We start from the raw sequence: 22293 nt of genomic DNA, 5'->3' as shown, positions 1-22293 counted from the left end.
GTCGCCAGCGAGTGATAGGGAATGAGCACACATAGACAGTCATTCCTTGCGCAATAAAAAACCCACCCACCGCCAAAGCGATGGATGGGCTATTTGCCGCTTAGGGCAGATCCGATCAGATCAAACCTTGACGATCCAGCCCGCTGGCGCTTCGATGTCGCCGGTCTGTACACCGGTCAACTCTTTGTAGAGCTTCTGGGTGACCGGGCCGACTTCGGTTTCGCTGTGGAACACGTGCAGCTTGTCCTTGTAGCTGATGCCACCGATCGGGGTGATCACCGCGGCAGTACCGCATGCACCGGCTTCCTTGAAGTCGGACAGCTTGTCGATGAACACGTCACCTTCAACCACTTCCAGGCCCAGACGGGTCTTGGCCAGTTCGATCAACGACAGACGGGTGATGCCCGGCAACACCGAAGGGGAGTTCGGGGTGACGAACTTGTTGTCGTGGGTGATCCCGAAGAAGTTGGCCGAGCCGACTTCTTCGATTTTGGTGTGGGTCATCGGGTCCAGGTAGATGGCGTCGGCGAAGTGCGCCTTCTTGGCCTGGGAGCCTGGCATCAGGCTGGCGGCGTAGTTGCCACCGACCTTGGCCGCGCCGGTGCCTTGTGGGGCGGCACGGTCGTAGCTGGAGATCAGGAAGTTGTGCGGGGTCAGGCCGCCCTTGAAGTAGGCGCCGACCGGGATGCAGAAGATCGAGAAGATGAACTCGGGTGCGGTACGCACGCCGATGTTGTCACCCACGCCGATCACGAACGGGCGCAGGTACAGCGCGCCGCCGGTGCCGTAAGGCGGGATGAAACGCTCGTTGGCGCGGACCACGTCCTTGCACGCTTCGATGAACTGTTCGGTGGACACTTGCGGCATCAGCAGGCGCGCGCAGCTGCGTTGCATGCGGGCGGCGTTCTGGTCCGGGCGGAACAGGTTGATCGAACCGTCCTTGCAACGGTAGGCCTTCAGGCCTTCGAAGCACTGCTGGCCATAGTGAAGGGCCGTAGACCCTTCGCTGATGTGCAGCACGTTATCTTCGGTCAGGGTGCCTTTGTCCCACTCGCCATTACGCCAGTGCGACAGATAGCGCTTGTCTGTCTTGATGTAGTCAAAACCCAGCTTGTCCCAATTGATGCTTTCGTTACCCATGACACCCTCTATCACTTAACAACCGTCGAAACGGTTCAAGGCTTCTGACATTTTTCTGGATGGGGACAACAATACTTCATTCCGGGCCTAAATCGCAGCCCGGATTACGAACTCCGCGACCATCGATGCACCTCGTGGTAGCAGTTGTCGAGCACCGCTCGACAGCTGCTACCAAGGGTTGCGTTAGTCTTTAAAGGTGCAGGGCATGCCCCAACGCACGCAACGCCGCTTCCTGCACTGCCTCGCCGAGCGTCGGATGCGCGTGGATGGTGCCGGCGATGTCTTCCAGCCGGGCGCCCATTTCCAGGCTCTGACCGAACGCCGTCGACAACTCCGAAACACCCACACCCACCGCCTGCCAGCCAACAATCAGATGATTGTCACGCCGCGCCACGACCCGCACGAAGCCGCTTTTCGACTCCAGTGTCATCGCCCGGCCATTGGCGGCGAACGGGAAGCTGGACACGATGCAGTCCAGCCCCGCAGCCTTGGCCTCGTCCGGGGTCTTGCCGACCACTACCAGTTCCGGGTCGGTGAAACACACGGCGGCAATGGCGGTCGGGTTGAATTCGCGGTGTTTGCCGCTGATCAGTTCGGCAACCATCTCGCCCTGGGCCATGGCCCGGTGGGCGAGCATCGGTTCGCCGCTGAGGTCGCCGATGGCGTAGACGTTGCGCATGCTGGTCTGGCAACGGTTGTCGATCTTGATTGCCGAACCGTTCATGTCCAGGTTCAAGGCTTCGAGGTTCCAGCCCTGGGTGTTGGGTTTGCGACCGACGGCCACCAGCACCTGATCGGTTGCAAGATTCAGGATGTCGCCGTTCGGGTCGCGAACTTGAAGTAAATTTCTTTGAGAATCAAAGCCTTCAACGCTGTGCTTCAAGTAAAGCTTCACGTCGAGTTGTTTGAGTGCTTCGTGCACCGGATGGGTCAGTTCGGCATCGTAAGCCGGCAGAATACGATCCTGCGCCTCGACCACGCTGACCTCGGCGCCGAGCTTGCGATAAGCAATCCCCAGCTCCAGACCGATATAACCGCCACCGACCACGACCAGTCGTTTCGGCACGTTTTTCGGCGCCAGGGCTTCGGTGGAGGAGATGATCGGCCCGCCAATCGGCAGCATTGGCAGGTTGACGCTTGTCGAACCGGTGGCCAGCACCAGGTGTTCGCACTGAATCCGCGTGTCGCCGACTTCAACGGTTTTACCGTCGATCACTTTCGCCCAGCCGTGAATGACCTGGACCTTGTGTTTCTTTAATAGCGCCGAGACGCCAGTGGTCAGGCGATCAACGATGCCGTCCTTCCACTCGACGCTTTTGCCGATGTCCAGGGTCGGCGCCGATACGTTGATGCCCAGCGCCGAGTACTGGCTGTGGTGCTGTGTCTGGTGGAACTGTTCGGCGACGTGGATCAACGCCTTGGACGGAATGCAGCCGATGTTCAGGCAGGTGCCGCCCAACGATTGGCCTTCCACCAGAATGGTCGAAATGCCCAACTGACCGGCACGGATCGCCGTCACATAACCGCCAGGGCCGCCGCCGATGATCAGCAGCGTGGTGTTCAGAGTTTGCATTTCTTACTCCACAAACAGCGTTGCGGGTTGTTCGAGCAAGCCACGAATGGCCTGGATGAAGAGCGCCGCGTCCATGCCATCGACCACGCGGTGATCGAAAGAGCTGGAGAGGTTCATCATCTTGCGGATCACGATCTGGCCTTTGATCACCATTGGCCGTTCGACGATTTTGTTCACGCCGACGATCGCCACTTCCGGCAGGTTCAGCACCGGCGTGCTGACGATGCCGCCCAATGCGCCGAGGCTGGTCAGGGTGATGGTCGAGCCGGACAGCTCATCGCGACTGGCCTTGCCAGTGCGTGCAGCCGTCGCCAAACGGGAGATTTCCGCGGCGTTGTCCCACAGGCTGCGGGCTTCGGCGTGACGCACTACCGGCACCATCAAACCGATGTCGGCTTGCGTGGCGACGCCCACATGCACTGCGCCGAGGCGGGTGATGACCTGGGCCTCGTCGTCGTAACGGGCGTTGATCTGCGGGAAGTCGCGCAGGGCCACGACCAGGGCGCGCACCAGGAACGGCAGCAAGGTCAGCTTGCCACGGGTCGCGCCGTGTTTTTCGTTCAGGTGCGCACGCAATTCTTCGACGGCGGTGACATCGATTTCTTCAACGTAACTGAAGTGGGCGGCACGCTGGGTGGCGTCCTGCATACGCTGGGCGATCTTGCGGCGCATGCCGATCACCGGGATTTGCTGTTCGTCGTTGCGCTGGGCGTAAGCGGCGGTGGCCGTCGATGCGTTCGACTGACCCTGAGCCAGATAGGCTTCGAGGTCTTCGTGCAGAATCCGCCCGGCAGGGCCGCTGCCACGCACCAGGCGCAATTGAATGCCCAGGTCCAACGCATGTTTGCGCACGGCCGGGGAGGCCAGCGGACGTTCATCGGCTTCACGCGCGACCATCGGTCCTTGGCAAGCGGCAGCCGGACGCGGGGCCGCTGCAGCCGGTTTGCTTTCTACGACGGCTTCAACTTTTGGCGCCGCCACAGGTGCTTCTTTAATAACAGCCGCTGGCGCAGTCGATTCCTTAACGTTGCCCGCGCCTTCGACTTCAATGCTGATCAGCACACTGCCGACCGCCATGACTTCGCCTGGCTGTCCGCCCAGTGCAATCACCTTGCCGTGCACCGGCGAGGGGATGTCGACCATCGCCTTGTCGGTCATGACATCGGCCAGCACCTGATCTTCTACGACCATGTCGCCGACCTTGACGTGCCACTGAGACAATTCAACTTCTGCAATGCCTTCGCCAATGTCCGGCATTTTAATAACGTGCGTGCCCATTCAGACCTCCATGACCCGTTTCAAAGCCGCGCCCACACGGGACGGGCCAGGGAAATACGCCCACTCTTGCGCGTGCGGGTAGGGGGTGTCCCAACCGGTGACGCGCTCGATTGGCGCTTCCAGGTGGTGGAAGCAATGCTCTTGCACCAGCGCGACCAGTTCGGCGCCGAAACCGCAGGTGCGGGTGGCTTCGTGCACCACCACGCAACGTCCGGTTTTCTTCACCGACTTGACGATGGTTTCCAGGTCCAGCGGCCACAGGCTGCGCAGGTCGATGACTTCGGCATCGACGCCGGTTTCTTCAGCGGCGACTTGCGAGACATAGACGGTGGTGCCGTAAGTGAGCACGGTCACGTCCTTGCCCGGGCGGGTGATGGCGGCAACATCCAGCGGTACGGTGTAGTAGCCGTCCGGCACTTGCGCGGCGGGGTGTTTCGACCACGGGGTTACCGGGCGGTCGTGGTGGCCGTCGAACGGGCCGTTGTACAGGCGTTTTGGCTCGAGGAAGATCACCGGGTCATCGTTTTCGATGGAGGCGATCAGCAGGCCTTTAGCGTCGTAAGGGTTGGATGGCATGACGGTGCGCAAGCCGCAGACCTGGGTGAACATCGCCTCGATGCTCTGGCTGTGAGTCTGGCCGCCATAGATGCCGCCGCCGCAAGGCATGCGCAGGGTCATCGGCGCGGTGAACTCACCGGCCGAGCGATAACGCAAGCGCGCCGCTTCGGAAATGATCTGGTCCGATGCCGGGTACACGTAGTCGGCGAACTGGATCTCGGCCACCGGCCGCAAACCGTAAGCACCCATGCCCACGGCGACGCCGACGATGCCACTCTCGGAGATCGGCGCATCGAACACCCGGGAGGTGCCGTACTTGGTCTGCAGGCCTTCGGTGCAACGGAACACACCACCGAAATAGCCGACGTCCTGGCCGAACACCACGACGTTGTCGTCACGCTCAAGCATCACATCCATGGCCGAGCGCAGGGCCTGGATCATGGTCATGGTGGTCGTGGTCATGGCGGTTTCCAACTGAATATTATTGTTGTGATCGTTCATGTCAGATCCCCAACTCCTGACGCTGGCGCTTCAAGTGCTCCGGCATCTCTTTGTAGACGTCTTCGAACATGGTCGCGGCGCTCGGAATCTGGCCGCCGGCGAGGGTGCCGTACTGCTCGGCTTCTTTCTGTGCGGCGATCACTTCGGCTTCCAGTTCGGCGCTGACGGCGGCGTGTTCCTCTTCGGACCACTGACCGATTTTGATCAGGTGCTGCTTGAGGCGCGCAATCGGGTCACCCAACGGGAAGTGACTCCAATCGTCGGCAGGACGGTATTTGGAAGGATCATCGGAGGTCGAGTGCGGGCCGGCACGGTAGGTGACCCATTCGATCATGGTCGGGCCGAGGTTGCGCCGTGCCCGTTCGGCAGCCCAGGCGGATGCAGCGTAGACCGCGTAGAAATCGTTGCCATCGACCCGCAGGGAGGCGATGCCGCAACCGACGCCGCGTCCGGCAAAGGTGGTGGCTTCACCGCCGGCAATCGCCTGGAACGTCGAGATCGCCCACTGGTTGTTGACCACATTGAGGATCACTGGCGCACGGTACACGTGGGCGAAGGTGAGGGCGGTGTGGAAGTCCGATTCAGCAGTGGCACCGTCGCCGATCCACGCCGAGGCGATTTTGGTGTCGCCCTTGATCGCCGAAGCCATGCCCCAGCCCACCGCCTGGACGAATTGGGTGGCGAGGTTGCCGGAGATGGTGAAGAAACCGGCTTCCTTGACCGAGTACATGATTGGCAACTGACGGCCCTTGAGCGGATCGCGCTCGTTGGACAGCAGTTGGCAGATCAGGTCCACCAGCGGCACTTCGCGGGCCATCAGGATGCTTTGCTGACGGTAGGTGGGGAAACACATGTCGTCGATGTTCAGGGCCAGGGCCTGGGCGCTGCCGATGGCTTCTTCGCCGAGGCTCTGCATGTAGAACGACATTTTTTTCTGGCGCTGGGCGACCACCATGCGGTTGTCGTAGATCCGCGTCTTGAGCATGGCGCGCATGCCTTTACGCAGGATCTCGACGGGTACGCCTTCAGCCCATGGGCCGAGGGCATTACCCTGGTCGTCGAGCACGCGAATCAGGCCTCTGGCCAGATCAGCGGTATCGGCCGGTTCTACGTCGATTGGGGGTTTGCGCACCGTGCCGGCATCGGTCAGATGCAGGTAGGAGAAGTCGGTTTTGCAGCCGGGACGGCCCGAAGGTTCGGGAACGTGCAGGCGCAGCGGTTCGTACGCTTGGTTCATGGCTTCTACGCTCGATCTTGTGAATTTCTTGTAGTGAGCTGGCAGTCATTCTTCGGTAAAAGAATTCTTGTCCTACAACAATCATAGGCCGGGCCAAGAAGAATATTTCTCTGTGTTTCGTTGCGCTGGAGGCTATTTGAGGATAAAAAATCTGCATAAACATAAAAAACAGGTGTTTTTATCTCATGCGCAAACTGGACCGTACCGACATCGGCATTCTCAACAGCCTTCAGGAGAACGCGCGCATCACCAACGCCGACCTCGCGCGCTCGGTGAACCTGTCGCCCACGCCATGCTTCAATCGGGTCAAGGCGATGGAAGAATTAGGGTTGATTCGCGAGCAGGTGACGTTGCTGGATGCCGACTTGCTGGGGCTTCATGTGAATGTGTTCATTCACGTCAGCCTGGAGAAGCAGGTGGAAGAGGCGTTGCAGCATTTCGAAGAGGCGATTTCGGATCGCCCGGAAGTGATGGAGTGCTATCTGATGGCCGGCGACCCGGACTATTTGATCCGTGTGTTGGTGCCGACCATCCAGTCGCTGGAGCGCTTCATGATGGACTTTCTGACCAAGGTGCCGGGGGTGGCGAACATTCGTTCGAGTTTTGCGCTCAAGCAAGTGCGCTACAAGACGGCGCTGCCGTTGCCGGCGAATGGTCTGACTCTGGCCAATTGAAGATCGCGGCTGTAGCGGCTGTAGCGGCCGTAGCAGCTGCCTCGCGGTGCTCGACAGCTGCTACGGGGCTAGAGTTGGTTCAGGGGGATCTTCAGGTAAGTGACGCCATTGTCTTCCGCGGGCGGCAAATTCCCCGCCCGCACATTCACCTGAATCGCCGGCAGCAACAGCGTCGGCATGCACAAACCGGCGTCACGCTGAGTGCGCATCGCGACGAAGGAGGCTTCGTCGACGCCGTCGTGAATATGAATGTTGCTTTTGCGCTGTTCGCCAACCGTACTCTGGCATTGCGGGGCGCGGCCCTCGGGCGGGTAATCGTGGCAGACGAAGAGGCGCACGCTGGCGGGGAAGGCCAGCAGTTTGCGGATCGAGGCGAACATCTGATTGGCGTTGCCGCCGGGGAAGTCGCAACGCGCGGTGCCGACGTCCGGCATGAACAACGTGTCGCCCACCAGAATCACATCGCCGTCGATCAAATAAGCCATGTCTGCCGGAGTATGCCCTGGCACATGCAGGGCCGTGGCCTTGAGGTTGCCGATGCGGAATGACTCGTCCGGCGCGAACAGGTGATCGAACTGCGAACCGTCAACCTTGAATCCCGGTTCAAGATTGAACAGTGTCTTGAACACCCCCTGAACCTTGCTGATCGACTGACCAATCGCAATCTTGCCCCCCAGTTCCCGACGCAGATAAGGCGCGGCCGACAGGTGGTCGGCGTGGGCATGGGTTTCCAGCAGCCATTGCACCTGCAACTGGTGTTGGCGAACGAAGGCGATGATCTTGTCGGCCTGGACGGTCGAAGTGCGCCCGGCGGCGGCGTTGTAATCGAGCACCGGGTCGACAATCGCGCAGTACCCGCCATCGTGCTCGTAGATTACGTAGCTGTAGGTCGACGATGCAGGGTCGAGGAAGGCTTCAATCAGCGCAGACATGGGCAGGAACCTGTGGAAAGGGCAGGAGGGAAATAACCGGTTGCAACACTTTATGTTTAAACATAATGTCCGCAGCTTAAGTGACGTCGAAGGCATCCTGCAAATGCAATCCAGTCTGACCGAATGTGAAGTCGCCCAGCTCCGGGCCTCGGCCTCCAAGGCGTGCGCGCTGCTCAAGGCCTTGGCCAACGAGGACCGCTTATTGATTCTCTGCCAGCTGACCCAGGGCGAGCGCAACGTCGGCGAGCTGGAGAAAATGACCGGCGTGCGCCAGCCCACACTGTCCCAACAGCTGGGCATCCTGCGCGACGAGGGATTGGTCGCGACCCGTCGTGAAGGCAAGTACATATTCTATGGTTTAGCCAGTCACGAAGTGATTCAGGTGATGAAGACGCTGTCCGGGCTGTACTGCGGAGCGGTGCTGAAAAGCTGGGGCTGAACCCGGCGCCGTGTCGACAGGAACGACTGAAGAGAAAACTCTATGTTGTTGGCAAGTTTTTTTGGTCTGGTCATGGGCCTGGTGCTCGGCTTGACCGGAGCCGGTGGCGGTATTCTTGCGGTGCCGGCCTTGGTACTCGGGCTGGGTCTGAGCATGACCCAAGCGGCGCCCGTCGCGTTGTTCGCGGTGGGCAGTGCGGCGGCGGTTGGTGCGATCGACGGTTTGCGCCATGGCCTGGTGCGCTATCGCGCGGCGTTGTTGATTGCTTTGCTCGGCGCGGTGTTTTCGCCGGTGGGCATCTACTTCGCCCATCAGTTACCGGAAAAGATCCTGATGATTCTGTTCAGCCTGCTGATGGTCATGGTGGCCTGGCGGATGCTGCGCCCGGAAAAGCTCGATGCCGGCCCGAGCGATCACGGCCACGCCAACTGGGGCCAGAAAAACTGCATGCTCGATCAGCAGACCGGGCGTTTTTCCTGGACTGCCAAATGCACCGCGACCCTTGCCGCGCTCGGCGCGGTCACTGGCGTGGTCTCGGGGTTGCTCGGGGTCGGTGGCGGTTTTCTGATAGTGCCTGCGTTCAAGCAACTGACCGATGTACAGATGCGCGGGATCGTCGCCACGTCGTTGATGGTGATCAGCCTGATCTCGATCATCGGGGTGATTGGCGCGTTTCACGCCGGGGTGCGGATCGATGGTTTGGGCGTGTCGTTCATTGTCGCCAGCATCGTCGGGATGATCCTCGGCCGAAAACTCTGCGCGCGGGTGCCGGCTCGAGGGTTGCAGATCGGCTTTGCCAGCGTCTGCGTGGTGGTTGCCGTTTACATGCTGTTTAGAGCGCTCGCCTAGCGCGCACCGGTTCCTGTGGACGCCTGTGTGGCCCGCAGGCTTACACCCTAAGTTCCGGGCCTGGCCGACGGGCGGTCTTACACCGAATTTGCCGCGCGCTACCGGCTACCCCAAAGCACCTGACAACCGCCTCCAAGGCAGCGTATGACGCCGCCTGTCCGCTTTCGATAATCGCCTCCGACATCAAGTCCCCGTAGCGGAGCGCGTCATGCACAACAATAAGAATCTCAAGCATCGTTTCTTGCCGGCTTTCATCGTTAGTCTGTCATCCCTGGGCCTGAGCTCGATGGCCCAGGCCGAGATCATGCTGTACGACAAGGACCAGACCACATTCTCCACCGATGGCTACATCAACGCCTTCTACGTCAACAGCAACGTGGACCGGGCCGGCGATCAGTACGACCGGCGCCAGGCGCGGGTGAAGATGGGTTTTTTGCCTAACTATCTGGGTTTCAACATGGGCAAGCAGGTCGATGACCTCAAGCTCGGCGCCCGGGCCTCGTTCTGGGTGACCATCAACGACAGCGAAACCAACGGCACCGACACCGCCATCGACGTGCGGCAGTTCTACGGTACGGTGGCCAACCCGGAGTGGGGCGAGGTGCTGATCGGCAAGGATTTCGGCCTGTTTGCCCGCTCCAACATCCTGCTCGATGAACTGCTCGCCGGTTACGGTCAGGTCAGCGATACGTTGGGCCTGGTGGACGGCGGCGGGGTGTCGTTCGGCAATATCGGCAGCGGCTATCCGTACCCGTTCCCGACGTCGCAGATTACCTATCGCACCCCAATGATGGACGGCTTGCGGGTCGCGGTGGGGATCATGGACCCCGTCGATACCAACGACAGCAGCGCAACCGGCAAGGCCTACCAGAAGAACCCGCGTACCGAGAGCGAGATCACCTATCAGTTCGACCTCGGCGGAGCGAAGATTTACAGCTGGCTCAACGGCAGCTACCAGACCTCGGACAACACCGACTCCAACGTCGAGTCCGTCACCTCCAAAGGTGTCGGTTACGGTGTGCAGGCGAAGATGGGCGGGCTGTCGCTGACCGGTTCCGGTTTCCAGGCCAAAGGCATTAACCCGTTCTTCACCAACAATGCCGGTGAACCGACCCTGCGTAATGTCGACAGCAACGGTTACTTGTTGCAGGGCTCCTACAAACTGGGCAAAAACCGCCTGGCCTTGTCTTACGGCAAGACCAAGGACGACGGTAACGGCGTGGTCGGCAGCGGCGCTGATTACGAAACCCGCGGCGTTGCGCTGTTCCATGACGTCAACGACAACCTCAAGCTGGTGGCCGAGTACAACCAGTTCGAAATCAACGGCCACGACACCAGCGCCCAGAATGAGAACACCGATACGTTTGCGGTGGGGGCGGTGTTGACCTGGTAGGGGCTGACTGGCCACTCCTTGTGGCGAGGGAGCTTTCTTTGGCGAGGGGACTTGCCTGTGGCGAGGGAGCTTGCTGTGGCGAGGGGGCTTGCCCCCGTTGGGTCGCGAAGCGGCCCCGATTCTGGTCGCGCATCGGCCAGTTTCGGGGACTGCTGCGCAGTCCAACGGGGCGATGCGGTGTTCCGACAAGCCCCCTCGCCACAAAAGCTCCAGCCACGCAATCGTGCAAATCCCCCTCTCATCCCATCGAACCACCCACCCGCTACCCAAGTAGCATTCGTCACCACCCGCAGGCTTCGTACACTCGAAGCTCATACAGGCGAGGGGCGACGATGCAGCAGGTTCAGAGTGACGGTGTGGTCAGTGCCATGTCCCAGGCCATCGATGCCCAGCAAGCGGCGCAGGATCTGGCGCGACAACTCTTGCACCCGCATTTGGGCTTCGTGCTGTTCTTCTGTTCCGCCGAGTACGACTTGCAGGCGCTGGGCCAGGCGTTGCAGCAGAGTTTCGGCGGCATTCGGCTAGTGGGCTGCACCAGTGCCGGCGAAATCACCCCCCAAGGTTATGGCCGCAGCTGCGTGACAGCGGTGGGCTTCGATCATCGGCACTTTTCCATCGCCATCGAACTGATCGATGAGATGGAGCATTTCAGCCTGATCGATGCCCAGCAAATGGTCGAGCGCCTGGTCAGCGGTTGTCGCAGCAATACCCTGGCGCCGATCAAGGGCAACAGCTTTGCCCTGACCCTGCTCGATGGCTTGTCCAGTCGTGAAGAAATGGTGCTTGCTGCCTTGAGCGCGGCTTTGGGCGATATTCCGCATTTCGGCGGTTCGGCCGGCGACGACAATTACCTGACCCACACCCATGTTTATTTCGGCGGCGAGTTTCACAGCGGCGCGGCGGTGGTGGTGCTGGTCAATACCTGGCTGGACTTTGAAGTCTTCACCACCCACCACATCCTGCCCAGGGCCGAAAAACTGGTGGTCACCGCTGCCGACAGCACTTCGCGCCGGGTATTCGAGCTCAACGCCGAACCGGCCGCCGAGGAGTACGCCCGGCATATCGGCGTGGCGGTGGCCGACCTCGATTACCGGACCTTTGCCGCACACCCGTTGGCGGTGCGGATCAACGATCAGTATTACGTGCGGGCGATCCAGCAGGTTCATCCAGACCTGAGCCTGAGTTTCTACTGTGCGGTGGAAAACGGCATCGTCCTCACCGTCATGAAACCCGGCCCCATGCTGCCGAATCTGCAAGGCCTGTTCGAGGGCTTGCGCGAGCGTCTCGGGGACTTGTTGCTGACCATCGGCTGTGACTGTTTTCTCCGGCGCCTGGAACTGGAGGACGCCGGCAGTCTCGAGCAGATCGGCGCGTTTTTGCGGGACCAGCGGGTGATGGGTTTCAACACCTACGGAGAACAGTTCAATGGCATGCACATCAACCAGACCTTCACCGGGGTTGCCATTGCCCGAGGACGCGCCCCTGGACAGCGCTGACCTTCAGGCGCAAATCGCCAGCCTGCGGCACGAAAACCAAAAATTGCAGCGTATCAATGACGCGCTGATCGAACGCATCGAGTCCGGAATCACCCGGGGCAACGACCCGTATGCGGCGTTCCAGCATTCGGTGGTGCTGGCCGAACAGGTGCGTGAGCGCACCGACGCCCTGAACCAGGCCATGGCCGAACTCAAGGCTGGCAACCATTTGCTCAGCGAAGCGCGGCTACGGGCCGAAACCGCCCATCAACACTTGATCGACGCCATCGAAAGCATCTCCGACGCCTTTGTGCTGTTCGATGCCGAGCAGCGGATTGTGCTGTTCAACAGCCGTTTCAAGGCGTTTTGGGGTAACAGCCGGGTACGGATCAACGCGGGCATGCGCCTGAGTGAGGTCAAACGATTGATGACTTCGACCGGGTTGTTCAGTGAAGAACCCCGGTCGCCTGTCGACGAAAGCCTGCTCTATCGCCTGCACAATGGCCGTTGGCTGCAAGTCAGCGAGCGGCCGACCCAGGAAGGCGGGCGGGTGATCCTGTTCACCGACATTACCGACGTCAAACTCAGCGAAACCCTGCGCCGCGAGCAGGCCGTGGCGCAGAAATCGCACCTGTTGCAACGGGCGGTCGACAACCTGTCCCAAGGGGTGGCGATGGTCAACGCCGAGGGCATTCTGGAACTGTGGAACCGGCGTTTCCTGGAACTCAGCGGCCTGGCCCCGGTGGCGGCTCATCGGCCGTTCGCCGAAGTGATCGCCGACAGCGAATTGAACCTGCTGACTCCGGCCAGTCGTGATGCCAACGGGCGGTACGTGCAGGAATGCGAGCAGCGCCTCTACGATGGCCGGGTCCTGGAAATCCGCACCCATCCGTTGCCCACCGGCGGCTTCGTCAACACCTTCACTGACATCACCGAGCGCTATCAGCACGCCGAAGCCCTCAGCGAAAGCGAGCGCTGGATTCGCTTGATCACCGACCATGTGCCGGCACTGATCGCCTACCTGAATGCCGATCTGGTCTATGAATTCACCAACAAAGTCTATGAGGAATGGTACTGCTGGCCCCGGGGTGTAATGCTCGGGCAGAGCCTGCGCGAAGTGCACAGCGAGCAGCACTATCAGCGCCTGGAGGCCTATGTGGCCCGGGCCCTGGCCGGCGAAAGCGTGACGTTCGAGTTTGCCGAAACCAACATCAACAATCAGGAGCGCTACATGCTGCGTTCCTATGTGCCCAACCGCCTGGCCAGCGGGGAAGTGGTGGGGATTTTCGTACTGATCCGCGACATCACCGAACGCCGACGCACCGCCGAGGCGTTGCATCAGGCCTATCAGAACCTTGAGTTGCGGGTACGCGAACGCACCACCGAATTGACCACCCTCAATGACCAGCTATTGCGCGAAATCGACGAGCGCCGCCGCGTGGAATCACGCTTGCGCGAGGCCAAGCTCGAGGCCGAGCAGGCCAACCTGTCGAAGACCAAATTTCTCGCCGCCGTCAGTCACGACCTGCTGCAACCGCTCAACGCCGCGCGATTGTTTACCAGCGCGTTGCTGGAGCGCCGGGAACCGGTGGCCAACGAGAATCTGGTGCGCAATGTCAGCAATTCCCTGGAAGACGTGGAAAACCTGTTGGGCACACTGGTGGACATTTCCAAACTGGATGCCGGGGTGATCAAGGCCGACATTGCGCCGTTCGCCCTCAGCGAATTGCTGGAAAACCTCGCCGCCGAATACACCCAAGTGGCCCGCAGTGAAGGCCTCGAGCTGCATTTCATCCCGTGTTCGGCGCTGGTGCGCAGTGACATTCAATTGCTCGCGCGGATCCTGCGCAACCTGCTGAGCAACGCCATTCGCTATACCTACAGCGGGCGGGTGGTGCTCGGTTGTCGGCGTCATCACCAGCGGCTGACGATTGAAGTCTGGGACAGCGGCATGGGCATTGCCGAAAACCGTCTGGAGGAGATTTTTCAGGAGTTCAAACGCGGTGACGTACAGCGCCCCGATCAAGATCGCGGCTTGGGGCTGGGCCTGGCGATCGTCGAGAAAATCGCGCGTATCCTCGGCCATCGGATTCACGTGCGGTCATGGCCGGGCAAGGGCTCGATGTTTTCCGTCGAAGTGCCGTTGAGTGCCACGGCGCCTAAGGCGTTGCCGAGTTTGTTGATGAGTGAACCGATGCTCGAGCGCCTGCGCGGTGCACGGGTGTGGGTGCTGGACAACGACGCGGCGATTTGTGCCGGGATGCGCACCTTGCTCGAAGGTTGGGGCTGCCGGGTGGTCACGGCGCTGTCGGAAGAGGATCTGGCGCGGCAAGTGGACAACTATCACGCCGAGGCCGACCTGTTGATCGCCGACTATCACCTGGATGACGAGCAGAACGGTGTCGACGCCGTGGCCCGTATCAACGCCCGTCGCGCCTCGGCGATCCCGGCGATGATGATCACCGCCAACTACAGCAATGAGCTCAAACAACAGATCCGCGAACTGGGCCACACCCTGATGCACAAACCGGTGCGGCCGATGAAGCTCAAGACGGCGATGAGTCATTTGCTGAATTCATCCAGATAGTCCATGCCAGCATCGAACCTGCGGCGAGGGGGCTTGTCGGAACGCCGCACCGCCCCGTTCGGCTGCGAAGCAGTCGTAAATCCAGGCGACTCGGTGCATCTGAGAATTTGCAGGGGGCCGCTTCGCGACCCAACGGGGGCAAGCCCCCTCGCCACAGGTCAGCTTTCAAACCGGGCAGTTACCGCCGTAAATACGACCCGAAATCAATATCCCCGGCACTCAATATCGCCTGCACCCGGTTGTGCACATTGAGTTTGCGCAAGATCGCCGAGACGTGGGCCTTGACCGTGGTTTCGGCGATTTCCAGGGTGTAGGCGATCTGTTTGTTCGACTCGCCCTTGGTCATGCGTTCAAGCACCAGCAGCTGTTTGCGGGTCAGCGCCTGGAGCAGCTCCGGCGGGAAGCTCGGGGTCTCGCTCATGCGCCGGCTGGCGCCGCTTTTTTGCGTGCGGATGATGTCCGGCGGCAGGTACACATTGCCATTGAGAATCTGCTGGATGGCTTCGGTCATCTGCACCCGTGGCGAGGACTTGGTGATGAACCCCACCGCGCCATAGGTGATGGCTTGCAGCACGATTTGCTTGTCCTGTTCGGCCGAGACGATCACCACCGGAATGGTCGGCGCCTCGTTGCGCAGGTTGATCAGGCCATTGAGGCCGTGCATGCCGGGCATGTTCAGGTCGAGCAGGATCAGGTCCAGGTCGTCGTGTTCCTGGGTCAGGGCCAGGGCGCTGTCGAGGTCGGCGGTTTCCATGACCTCGCTGCCGGGGAAACCGTCGCTGATGACGTTATGAATGGCTTCACGAAACAGCGGGTGATCGTCGGCAATCAGAATTTTGTACATGGCCTTTCACCTCATTATTTTTTTCAGGGTGTGGCAACAACACGCAAGTGCTCAAGTCAGGGAAAAGGCTCGGGCTTCGCCTGCGTCACGGGCAGATTCGCCGCTTGCCAGGCATCCAGTCCATCGCGGTACCAATACAGTGTTTTATAGCCCATGGAAGCAGCGCGTTTTACCGCGTTCCAGCTCAACCAGCAATCGGAGCGGCAGTAAAAGACCAACGGTCGGGCCTGGTCGCCCGCCGTCAATTGCTGCAAATGACGTGCGAAATAATCTTGCCAGGGCGGCGTCAGGTCACCGTCCCCGGTATTGGCCAGCCAATGGCTGCCGGGCAGGTTTTCGTGGGGCTGGTCTTCGATGAAACGGCCCTGTAGCCATTGCCGGCGGTAGACGTCGATCAGCACCGGCCGGGGTGTCTGCTTGAGCAGGTCTTGCAGGGCGGGCGTGTCGATGATGCTCGCGCCCTGGAGCTGAGTCGGGGTCGGGCTGCGGTACAGGCCGATGCGATAACCGTCGGCGGAGAACAGCGCTGTTTCGGCCTGCGCGGTGCCCAGCAACAGGCTCAGCGACAGCGCAGCGAGAGAAGGGCGCAACAGAACACGTCGGGCACGCGGCATAGGGGTCAGTCCTTATAGTTATGAACCCATTACATGCCAGTAGCGATGCGTTGTGAATGCGACGATAGACAGGTAAACCAGTACCAAAGTAGTAATTTTGTCCTGTTGATCGTTCCCACGCTCTGCGTGAGAACGTTCTGGAGTAGTCAGCCGGTTTTGCGCAAGGCGGCGTGTTGCGGGTTGAAGGTGAGCACGGCGAGCAGGGCGAACACCAGCGTCAGCCCCGCGCACACCGCCAGCGCCAACGGGTTGAAGCGTTCGTACAGCGCGAAGCGCACCAGCTCCACCGCATGGGTGAACGGGTTCAAGGCGCACAGCCAATACAGCCACTCGCTGGAATCGCGCATTTTCCACAGCGGATACAGCGCCGACGACAGGAAAAACAGCGGGAAGATCACGAAATTCATCACCCCGGCAAAGTTCTCCAGTTGGCGAATCGCATTGGACAGCAACAGGCCCAGCGCACTGAGCATCAACGCCACCAGCAGCAACGCCGGCAACGCCAGCAACAGGCCCATGGCCGGCGGTTGCACGCCGTACAGCCAGGCAATCGCGAGGAAGGCGTACACCTGCAACAACGAAATCAGCGACGTCGCCAGTAATTTGCTGCACAGCAGAAAGGTCCGGGGCAGGGGGCTGGTCAGCAGCACGCGCATGCTGCCCATCTCCCGGTCATACACCATCGACAGCGAACCTTGCATGCCGTTGAACAGCAGGATCATGCAGGCAAGTCCTGGGATGATGTAAACCTCATAGGGAATGTAGGTGTCGTAGGGCTCGATGATGGCGATGCCCAGTGCCGCGCGGAACCCGGCGGCGAACACCAGCAGCCACAGCAACGGCCGCACCAGCGCACTGAGAAACCGCGTGCGCTGCAACACGAAGCGCAGCCATTCGCGCAGCACGATACCGCTGAAACATTGCCAGTAAGCGTTCATCTGCTGACTGCTCCTGAAGGGACCGAGGTGGTCAGGCGAGCGAAGGCCGAATCGAGGTCGCCGCCATGTTCCAGGCTCAGCGCATCAGCTTGTCCGCTGGCGACCAAACGGCCTTGATGCAGGATCAGCAAGTCGTCGCTGGGCTGCACTTCATCCAGCAGATGAGTGGTCCAGAGCACGCTGATGGTTTGCTCGCGACACAGGCTGCGGATGTGCTGGTTGAGCGCCAGGCGACTGGCCGGGTCGAGGCCGACGCTGGCCTCGTCAAGCAACAACAGGCGTGGTTCGTGCAGCAACGCGCGGGCGATTTCCACCCGCCGGCGGTGGCCGCCATTGAGTTCGCGTACCCGCTCGCGACGGCGCTCGGTCAGGGCTTGACGCGCCAGCTCCGCGTCGACCCGCAGCCCGGTCTGGCGTCGGGACAGACCATGCAGCGCCGCATGATAACGCAGGTTCTGCTCGACGCTGAGATCCAGATCCAGCGTGCTTTGCTGAAACACCACCCCTAATTGCTTGAGCGCCGGGCGTGCCGCGTCGCGCAACGAGCAGCCGCCGACCCGGATATCACCGCGTTGCAGATCATAGAGGCGGGTGAGCAGGGCGATCAGGGTTGATTTGCCCGCGCCATTGGGCCCAAGCAGCGCCGCAAAACGCCCCGGTGCCAGGCTGAAACTCACCTGGCGCAAGGCCTCGCGTGGGCCGTAGGTGAAACTCAGGTCGCTGACCTCGAGGGCGTTCATGGCGTCACCACCACGCCCCATGGATAGCGCCCGACCTTCACCGATTTGCTGACCTTGAGGGTGTCGACATCGATCACCGACACATCGCCACTGACGCCATTGGTGGCCAGCAATTGTCGTTGATCCGGGGTGAACGCCATCTGCCAGACCCGTCGGCCCACCAGCAGGTAATCAACGATTTCGAAGGTCTTGGCGTCGATCACCGCCACATGGTTGGCCGGGCCGAGGGCGACGAAGCCGTACTTGCCGTCGGCGCTGAGCTTGATGCCCACCGGCTGGACTTTGTCCGGGTGCACGCCTTTGATCTGGAAGCTCAGGGTCTTGAGGATCTTGCGGCTGGCGACGTCGAGAATCGTCACCGTGCCACCGATTTCCGCCGAGGCCCAAAGCTGCGAGCCATCGGGATTGAACTCGACGAAACGCGGCCGCTGATCCACCAGCGTATTGTCGGCCAGTGTCTGGGTGCCGGTGTCGATCCAGTGCAGCATGTTGGTGGTTTCGCTGGTGTTCACCGCCCATTTGCCATCGGGGCTGACCGCCATGCCTTCGGGCTCGACGCCGACGTTGATCTGCCCTAGCACCTTGGAGGTTTCGGTGTCGATCACCGTCACCAGCGCATCGTCCTCGTTGGAGACATACAACCAGCGATTATTGGGGTGCAGGGCGAATTGTTCGGGGTCTTTGCCCGAGGGCAGTTCCTTGATGATTTTGCGGGTGGCGACGTCCATCACCTGGACCCGGTCCGAATCACTGGCGCAGATGTACAGCAGCTTGTTGTCGTGGGACAGCAACAGGCCGCGCGGGCGCTGGCCGACGGGCAGGGTGTCGGTGACTTGCAGGGTCTGCATGTCGATCAGGCTCAGGCTGTTGTCCTTTTCGTTGGAGACCCAGGCAGTGCTGGCCGCCGCATGCCCGGCGGCGAGCAGTAGAGCGCATGAAAGCAGGGTGCGGCGCATGGCAGATTCCTTATTGTTGTGGTGGTAGAGCTTTCAGGGAAAGCGGCAACTGACCTCGGCTTTGTCGTAACCCAGGCTATCCATTTCGTTGAAGGGGTGTAGAAAACCGTCTTGCGGCGACGTGCTGACCAGCGCCCGGGGTTGCACGATGGGGATCGGCTGGCGCAACTGACCGTTCCACGGCCGATAACTGAGCTTGCGACCCTTGAAGCCGTCCAGCGGCAATTGCTCGCTGATTTCAAGGGTACGAATCGCCATGGCATCGGCCTGACGCAGTTTGCCCACCGCGCTGGCAATGCTGCGCACCGCCATCCATGCGGCGAAATCCCGGTCGTTCATCCAGCGCCCGGCCAGGGCTTCGAAGCGTTTTTGCAACTGCGCGGCACCGTAGGTTTCCACGGTCTTGTGCCAGCCCACCGGGGTCAGGCCCTGGGTGCCGGCGACCGGCCGTGGGTACCAGGTCTGGTAGGGCACGTACTCGCCGAAATCTCCGCGTTCATCGGCGACCAGCACTACGTCGTACTCGGCGGTTTGGGTGAACAGCGGCATATCGGCCTGGGCGCTGCGGCGCTGGTCGTTATCAAAGCTCCAGGCTTTTTCCGCCACCAGTTGCAGGCCGAAGCGTTTCGCCGCCCGGCGCAGGGCGGCGGCATAGGCTTGATCGTCGGCGGTGGGGCCGACGATCAGCAGCGCCCGTTGCCATTTGCGCAGCACCAGAAACTGCGCCAGCGCATCGGCCAGCATCGCGCGGCTCGGCAGGCTGTGCAGCACGTTCGGCAGGCAATCGGTAGTGCGCAGGCTGTCATCGGGGCTGCCGGCATTGAACAGCAGGCTGTCGGGTAGCACGGCGCTGAGTCGGCGCAGGTTTTCCGCCGGTGCATTCACCACAAACAGCCGCAGGCCTTGTTCGTGTTGGGCTTTGGCGGCTTCGAGCAAGGCGTCGGGGTTGTCGACATTGGCGCTGACCAACTCGTAGCGCTGGTTGAGAAAGTGCCCGGTACTGTTGCTGTCGATGATCGCCAGTTCCGCGCCCCGCAGGCCGGCATCGGTCGGTTCAGGAATAACGTTCGACAGCAATGGCCCAGGGTCGGGGCGATACCCCAGATAGCCGATCCGCACCTGCAACGGCGCATCCGCCGCCTGACTCTGGGTCGCCAGCCCGGCAGCGCAGGCGATCGCCAGCAGGTAGATCAAGGCATAAGGGGCGAGCTGGCGCATAAGGCACTCCATCACAGGTAGCGCCAGCATAGGAACCCATGACGGGTGGGGAAATATGCAGAAAGTATCGATGGGCCAGTACCAAGGTAGTAACGGCGTGGGAAACACTTGGGCGGCTCACCACAAGCCCTACTACCAAGGGAGTAGGTCGCGACCACCAAAGCAGCATAGGGCTGGTGCGACGGGGTTCCTAAGATGGCTGCCATAGCCTCTGTAAAGAGGTTCTGCGTGCAATCTTGAGGGCATAACAATGACAACAAAACGCAACGCCTTGCTCGTTGCCGGACTGCTGGCCGGCTTCATCAGCGCAGGTTCCGTCTGGGCTCACGGCAACGTGGTACCCCAGGCCGTCGAAACCAAGGGACTGACCCCGATCAAGGATGCCGGTGTGCAGGTCGATGCCGATGGTTGGGCGGCGGTGAACCCGTATCGTTCCTCTCCGGAGCACGATAAAGCGTTGGAAATCGGCTCTTCGGCCTACAACCAGAACTGCGCGGCCTGTCATGGTCTGGAAGCCAAGTCCGGCGGCATCGCCCCTGACTTGCGCAAGCTCGACGTCGCCGAAGCCGGTGACGAGTGGTTCGTCGAACGGGTGCGCCATGGCGCCGTGCGTGATGGCCGGGTGTACATGCCGAAGATGGCCGACTACTTGAGCCAGGAAGCCTTGTGGGCGGTACGCACCTACCTGGACAGCGTGCACGTCGAGGAGTGACCCATGCGCCTGCTCGCGGTGTTGATCAGCGCTGTGTGGTTGTGCTGCCAGGCAGCGCAGGCACAGGTCCGAACCTATGACGAAATGATCGCCGCCGCCGAGCTGAAAGTCGCGGTCTACAAGGACTTCGCGCCCTACAGTTTCGAGGACGCCGGCCAGCCTCGCGGAGTCGATGTCGAACTCGCCCAGGCCTTGGCCAAGGCCATGGGGGTACGCCTGAAACTGATCTGGGCACCCGCCGGGGAGAAGCTCGACGACGACCTGCGCGATTACATCTGGCGGGCCAGTCAGCTGCACAATCAGCAACTGGCCGACCTGATGATGCGCGTGCCCTACGACCGCGATTACTCACAGAAGCGCAATGAGCTGGGCGAACTGGAGAACGGCCATGTGGTGATGTTCGGGCCGTACCAGACCGAGCAATGGCAAGTGGCTTATGACCGTCGTCGGCTGGACTCGGTGGCCAGCGTCGCGGTGTTCCAGCAGCACCCGATTGGCGTCGAAGTCGACAGCGTGCCGTCGTTTTACCTGACCTCGGTGTTCAACGGCATGCTCGCCGCCAAGACCCATCATTACCCCGGTGTGCCCCAGGCGTTTGCCGCGATGAAGGCGGGTGAAGTCGACGCGGTGATGGCGATGCGCGGCGAGATCGACTGGCAGGTGCATCAGGCCGCCGACCCGCAAGTGGCGCTGGCGGAAAATGCTTATCCGAACATGGGCAAGCAACGCTGGGAGATCGGCATGGCGGTGCATGAAAGCAACCGGCAACTGGCCTATGCCGTGGAAGAGGCGCTGGAAGCGTTGATTCGCGAGGGCACGGTCAAAAGCATTTATGCCCATTACGGCCTGCGCTATGACGTGCCCGAGATGTATCAACAATGAACTGGCGCGCGCGTTGGCTGTTGGCCTGCTGGTTGCCCTTGGCCGCTCAGGCGGTTGAGGTCGATCCGGTGCCGTCGGTGATGTGGGCGTTCTATCACAAGCAGATGCTTGGCGACGCGCCGTTCGTGTTCGACGAGCGGGTCAAGCTGCTGGCACCGCCGTTCGCCGAAGACGCCCGGCAAGTGCCGCTGGAAATCGACGCTCGGGCGTTCAAGGGCGAGGTGGTGCGAATCCTCGCCTGGGCCGAACTCAACCCGCTGCCGAAAATCGTCGACTTCGAGCCTTTGACCGGTGTGCTGCCCTGGCTGTCGATCCGCATCCGCGTTGAACAGGCCACGCCGTTGCGTGCGGCAGTGTTGACCCGCGACGGGCTGTGGCATGTCGGCTCGACCTTGATCGATGCGGCGGGCGGCGGTTGCACGGCGCCGAGCGTGGTGCGCACCCAGCCGGGCTGGGAAGAACACATCGGCGAAGTGCTCGGCGGTCGTTATCCCCGTGGTGAGTTCAGTCGCGTGCGTTTGCAAGTGGCGCATCCGATGGACAACGGCATGGTCAGCGGCATCCCGGAGTTTTTCCTCAACCAGGCCGAGCTGCGGGACTCAGACAACCGGGTATTGGCGCGTCTGGAGCTGTTCCCGGCGGTCAGCGAAAACCCCAACCTGGCTTTCGACATCGAAGGGGCGGGGCAGACGCGTCTGATACTGCGCGACAACAGCGGCAATCAATTCGATGCGGCCATACCCTGACCCAAGG

Annotated in this window: 21 protein-coding genes; 9 read left to right on the top strand and 12 right to left on the bottom strand. The window is 61.2% G+C overall.

Annotation, left to right across the window (positions count from 1 at the left end):
* Positions 1 to 120: 120 nt before the first annotated feature.
* The 5 genes from JUI81_RS04460 to JUI81_RS04440 form a co-directional block, all read right to left on the bottom strand.
* On the bottom strand, positions 121 to 1140 hold the full coding sequence (locus JUI81_RS04460) for a branched-chain amino acid aminotransferase (RefSeq protein ID WP_019579417.1): 1020 nt from the start codon (positions 1138 to 1140) through the stop codon (positions 121 to 123).
* A 190-nt stretch (positions 1141 to 1330) separates the two neighbouring features.
* Positions 1331 to 2713 (bottom strand): dihydrolipoyl dehydrogenase, encoded by a 1383-nt coding sequence (gene lpdA, locus JUI81_RS04455; RefSeq protein WP_204123804.1) that lies wholly within the window; start codon positions 2711 to 2713, stop codon positions 1331 to 1333.
* A 3-nt stretch (positions 2714 to 2716) separates the two neighbouring features.
* A complete protein-coding gene (locus JUI81_RS04450; protein WP_028940248.1) occupies positions 2717 to 3991 on the bottom strand; it encodes a dihydrolipoamide acetyltransferase family protein in 1275 nt (424 codons plus the stop codon).
* A complete protein-coding gene (locus JUI81_RS04445; RefSeq protein WP_019579414.1) occupies positions 3992 to 5050 on the bottom strand; it encodes an alpha-ketoacid dehydrogenase subunit beta in 1059 nt (352 codons plus the stop codon). It lies immediately after the preceding gene.
* Between the two features lies 1 nt (position 5051).
* Complete coding sequence (locus tag JUI81_RS04440) at positions 5052 to 6287, bottom strand: 3-methyl-2-oxobutanoate dehydrogenase (2-methylpropanoyl-transferring) subunit alpha (RefSeq protein WP_019579413.1); 1236 nt, start codon at positions 6285 to 6287, stop codon at positions 5052 to 5054.
* A 185-nt stretch (positions 6288 to 6472) separates the two neighbouring features.
* Here JUI81_RS04440 and bkdR point away from each other — a divergent pair, with 185 nt between their 5' ends.
* Positions 6473 to 6961, top strand: coding sequence for a Bkd operon transcriptional regulator BkdR (bkdR, locus tag JUI81_RS04435; RefSeq protein WP_017339472.1), 489 nt, complete (start codon positions 6473 to 6475; stop codon positions 6959 to 6961).
* Positions 6962 to 7029: 68 nt separating this feature from the next.
* Here bkdR and JUI81_RS04430 read toward each other — a convergent pair whose 3' ends face one another.
* Positions 7030 to 7893, bottom strand: a complete 864-nt coding sequence (locus tag JUI81_RS04430) for an MBL fold metallo-hydrolase (protein WP_204123803.1) — start codon at positions 7891 to 7893, stop codon at positions 7030 to 7032.
* A 103-nt stretch (positions 7894 to 7996) separates the two neighbouring features.
* Between JUI81_RS04430 and JUI81_RS04425 the strand changes: the two genes are divergently transcribed.
* From JUI81_RS04425 to nahK, 5 genes are all read left to right on the top strand, one after another.
* On the top strand, positions 7997 to 8332 hold the full coding sequence (locus JUI81_RS04425; protein WP_026331709.1) for a helix-turn-helix transcriptional regulator: 336 nt from the start codon (positions 7997 to 7999) through the stop codon (positions 8330 to 8332).
* 42 nt (positions 8333 to 8374) lie between these two features.
* Positions 8375 to 9181, top strand: a complete 807-nt coding sequence (locus JUI81_RS04420) for a sulfite exporter TauE/SafE family protein (RefSeq protein WP_028940249.1) — start codon at positions 8375 to 8377, stop codon at positions 9179 to 9181.
* A gap of 208 nt (positions 9182 to 9389) precedes the next feature.
* Positions 9390 to 10574 (top strand): porin, encoded by a 1185-nt coding sequence (locus JUI81_RS04415; RefSeq protein WP_019579409.1) that lies wholly within the window; start codon positions 9390 to 9392, stop codon positions 10572 to 10574.
* 332 nt (positions 10575 to 10906) lie between these two features.
* Positions 10907 to 12070: a nitric oxide-sensing protein NosP gene (gene nosP / locus JUI81_RS04410; RefSeq protein ID WP_019579408.1), complete on the top strand. Its 1164-nt coding sequence runs from the start codon at positions 10907 to 10909 to the stop codon at positions 12068 to 12070.
* Complete coding sequence (nahK, locus tag JUI81_RS04405) at positions 12000 to 14636, top strand: hybrid sensor histidine kinase/response regulator NahK/ErcS' (protein ID WP_371929212.1); 2637 nt, start codon at positions 12000 to 12002, stop codon at positions 14634 to 14636. Before nosP ends, nahK begins: the two co-directional genes overlap by 71 nt.
* 178 nt (positions 14637 to 14814) lie before the next feature.
* Here nahK and JUI81_RS04400 read toward each other — a convergent pair whose 3' ends face one another.
* From JUI81_RS04400 to JUI81_RS04375, 6 genes are all read right to left on the bottom strand, one after another.
* Positions 14815 to 15480 (bottom strand): response regulator transcription factor, encoded by a 666-nt coding sequence (locus tag JUI81_RS04400; protein WP_018929713.1) that lies wholly within the window; start codon positions 15478 to 15480, stop codon positions 14815 to 14817.
* Positions 15481 to 15536: 56 nt separating this feature from the next.
* Positions 15537 to 16094, bottom strand: coding sequence for a PQQ-dependent catabolism-associated CXXCW motif protein (locus tag JUI81_RS04395; protein ID WP_019648888.1), 558 nt, complete (start codon positions 16092 to 16094; stop codon positions 15537 to 15539).
* A 146-nt stretch (positions 16095 to 16240) separates the two neighbouring features.
* Positions 16241 to 17032 carry an ABC transporter permease gene (locus JUI81_RS04390; protein WP_096480057.1) on the bottom strand — a complete coding sequence of 264 codons (792 nt, stop codon included), beginning with the start codon at positions 17030 to 17032 and terminating at the stop codon, positions 16241 to 16243.
* On the bottom strand, positions 17029 to 17772 hold the full coding sequence (locus JUI81_RS04385) for an ABC transporter ATP-binding protein (protein ID WP_204123802.1): 744 nt from the start codon (positions 17770 to 17772) through the stop codon (positions 17029 to 17031). The genes JUI81_RS04390 and JUI81_RS04385 overlap by 4 nt, the downstream gene beginning before the upstream one ends.
* A complete protein-coding gene (locus JUI81_RS04380; protein ID WP_018929709.1) occupies positions 17769 to 18728 on the bottom strand; it encodes a YVTN family beta-propeller repeat protein in 960 nt (319 codons plus the stop codon). Before JUI81_RS04380 ends, JUI81_RS04385 begins: the two co-directional genes overlap by 4 nt.
* A gap of 33 nt (positions 18729 to 18761) precedes the next feature.
* A complete protein-coding gene (locus JUI81_RS04375; RefSeq protein WP_204123801.1) occupies positions 18762 to 19946 on the bottom strand; it encodes an ABC transporter substrate-binding protein in 1185 nt (394 codons plus the stop codon).
* 250 nt (positions 19947 to 20196) lie between these two features.
* Between JUI81_RS04375 and pedF the strand changes: the two genes are divergently transcribed.
* Genes pedF through JUI81_RS04360 form a run of 3 tightly spaced genes read left to right on the top strand, consistent with a single transcriptional unit; the run spans position 20197 to position 22286 of the window.
* Complete coding sequence (gene pedF, locus JUI81_RS04370; RefSeq protein WP_018929707.1) at positions 20197 to 20658, top strand: cytochrome c-550 PedF; 462 nt, start codon at positions 20197 to 20199, stop codon at positions 20656 to 20658.
* Positions 20659 to 20661: 3 nt separating this feature from the next.
* Positions 20662 to 21540, top strand: coding sequence for an ABC transporter substrate-binding protein (locus JUI81_RS04365; protein ID WP_204123800.1), 879 nt, complete (start codon positions 20662 to 20664; stop codon positions 21538 to 21540).
* Positions 21537 to 22286: a quinoprotein dehydrogenase-associated SoxYZ-like carrier gene (locus JUI81_RS04360; protein ID WP_064618306.1), complete on the top strand. Its 750-nt coding sequence runs from the start codon at positions 21537 to 21539 to the stop codon at positions 22284 to 22286. Before JUI81_RS04365 ends, JUI81_RS04360 begins: the two co-directional genes overlap by 4 nt.
* Positions 22287 to 22293: the final 7 nt, after the last annotated feature.

Source organism: Pseudomonas sp. 008 (assembly GCF_016861935.1).
GTDB lineage: Bacteria > Pseudomonadota > Gammaproteobacteria > Pseudomonadales > Pseudomonadaceae > Aquipseudomonas.
The sequence above is the reverse complement of the archived record's forward strand: the minus strand, read 5'-3'. Positions and strand labels throughout refer to the sequence as shown.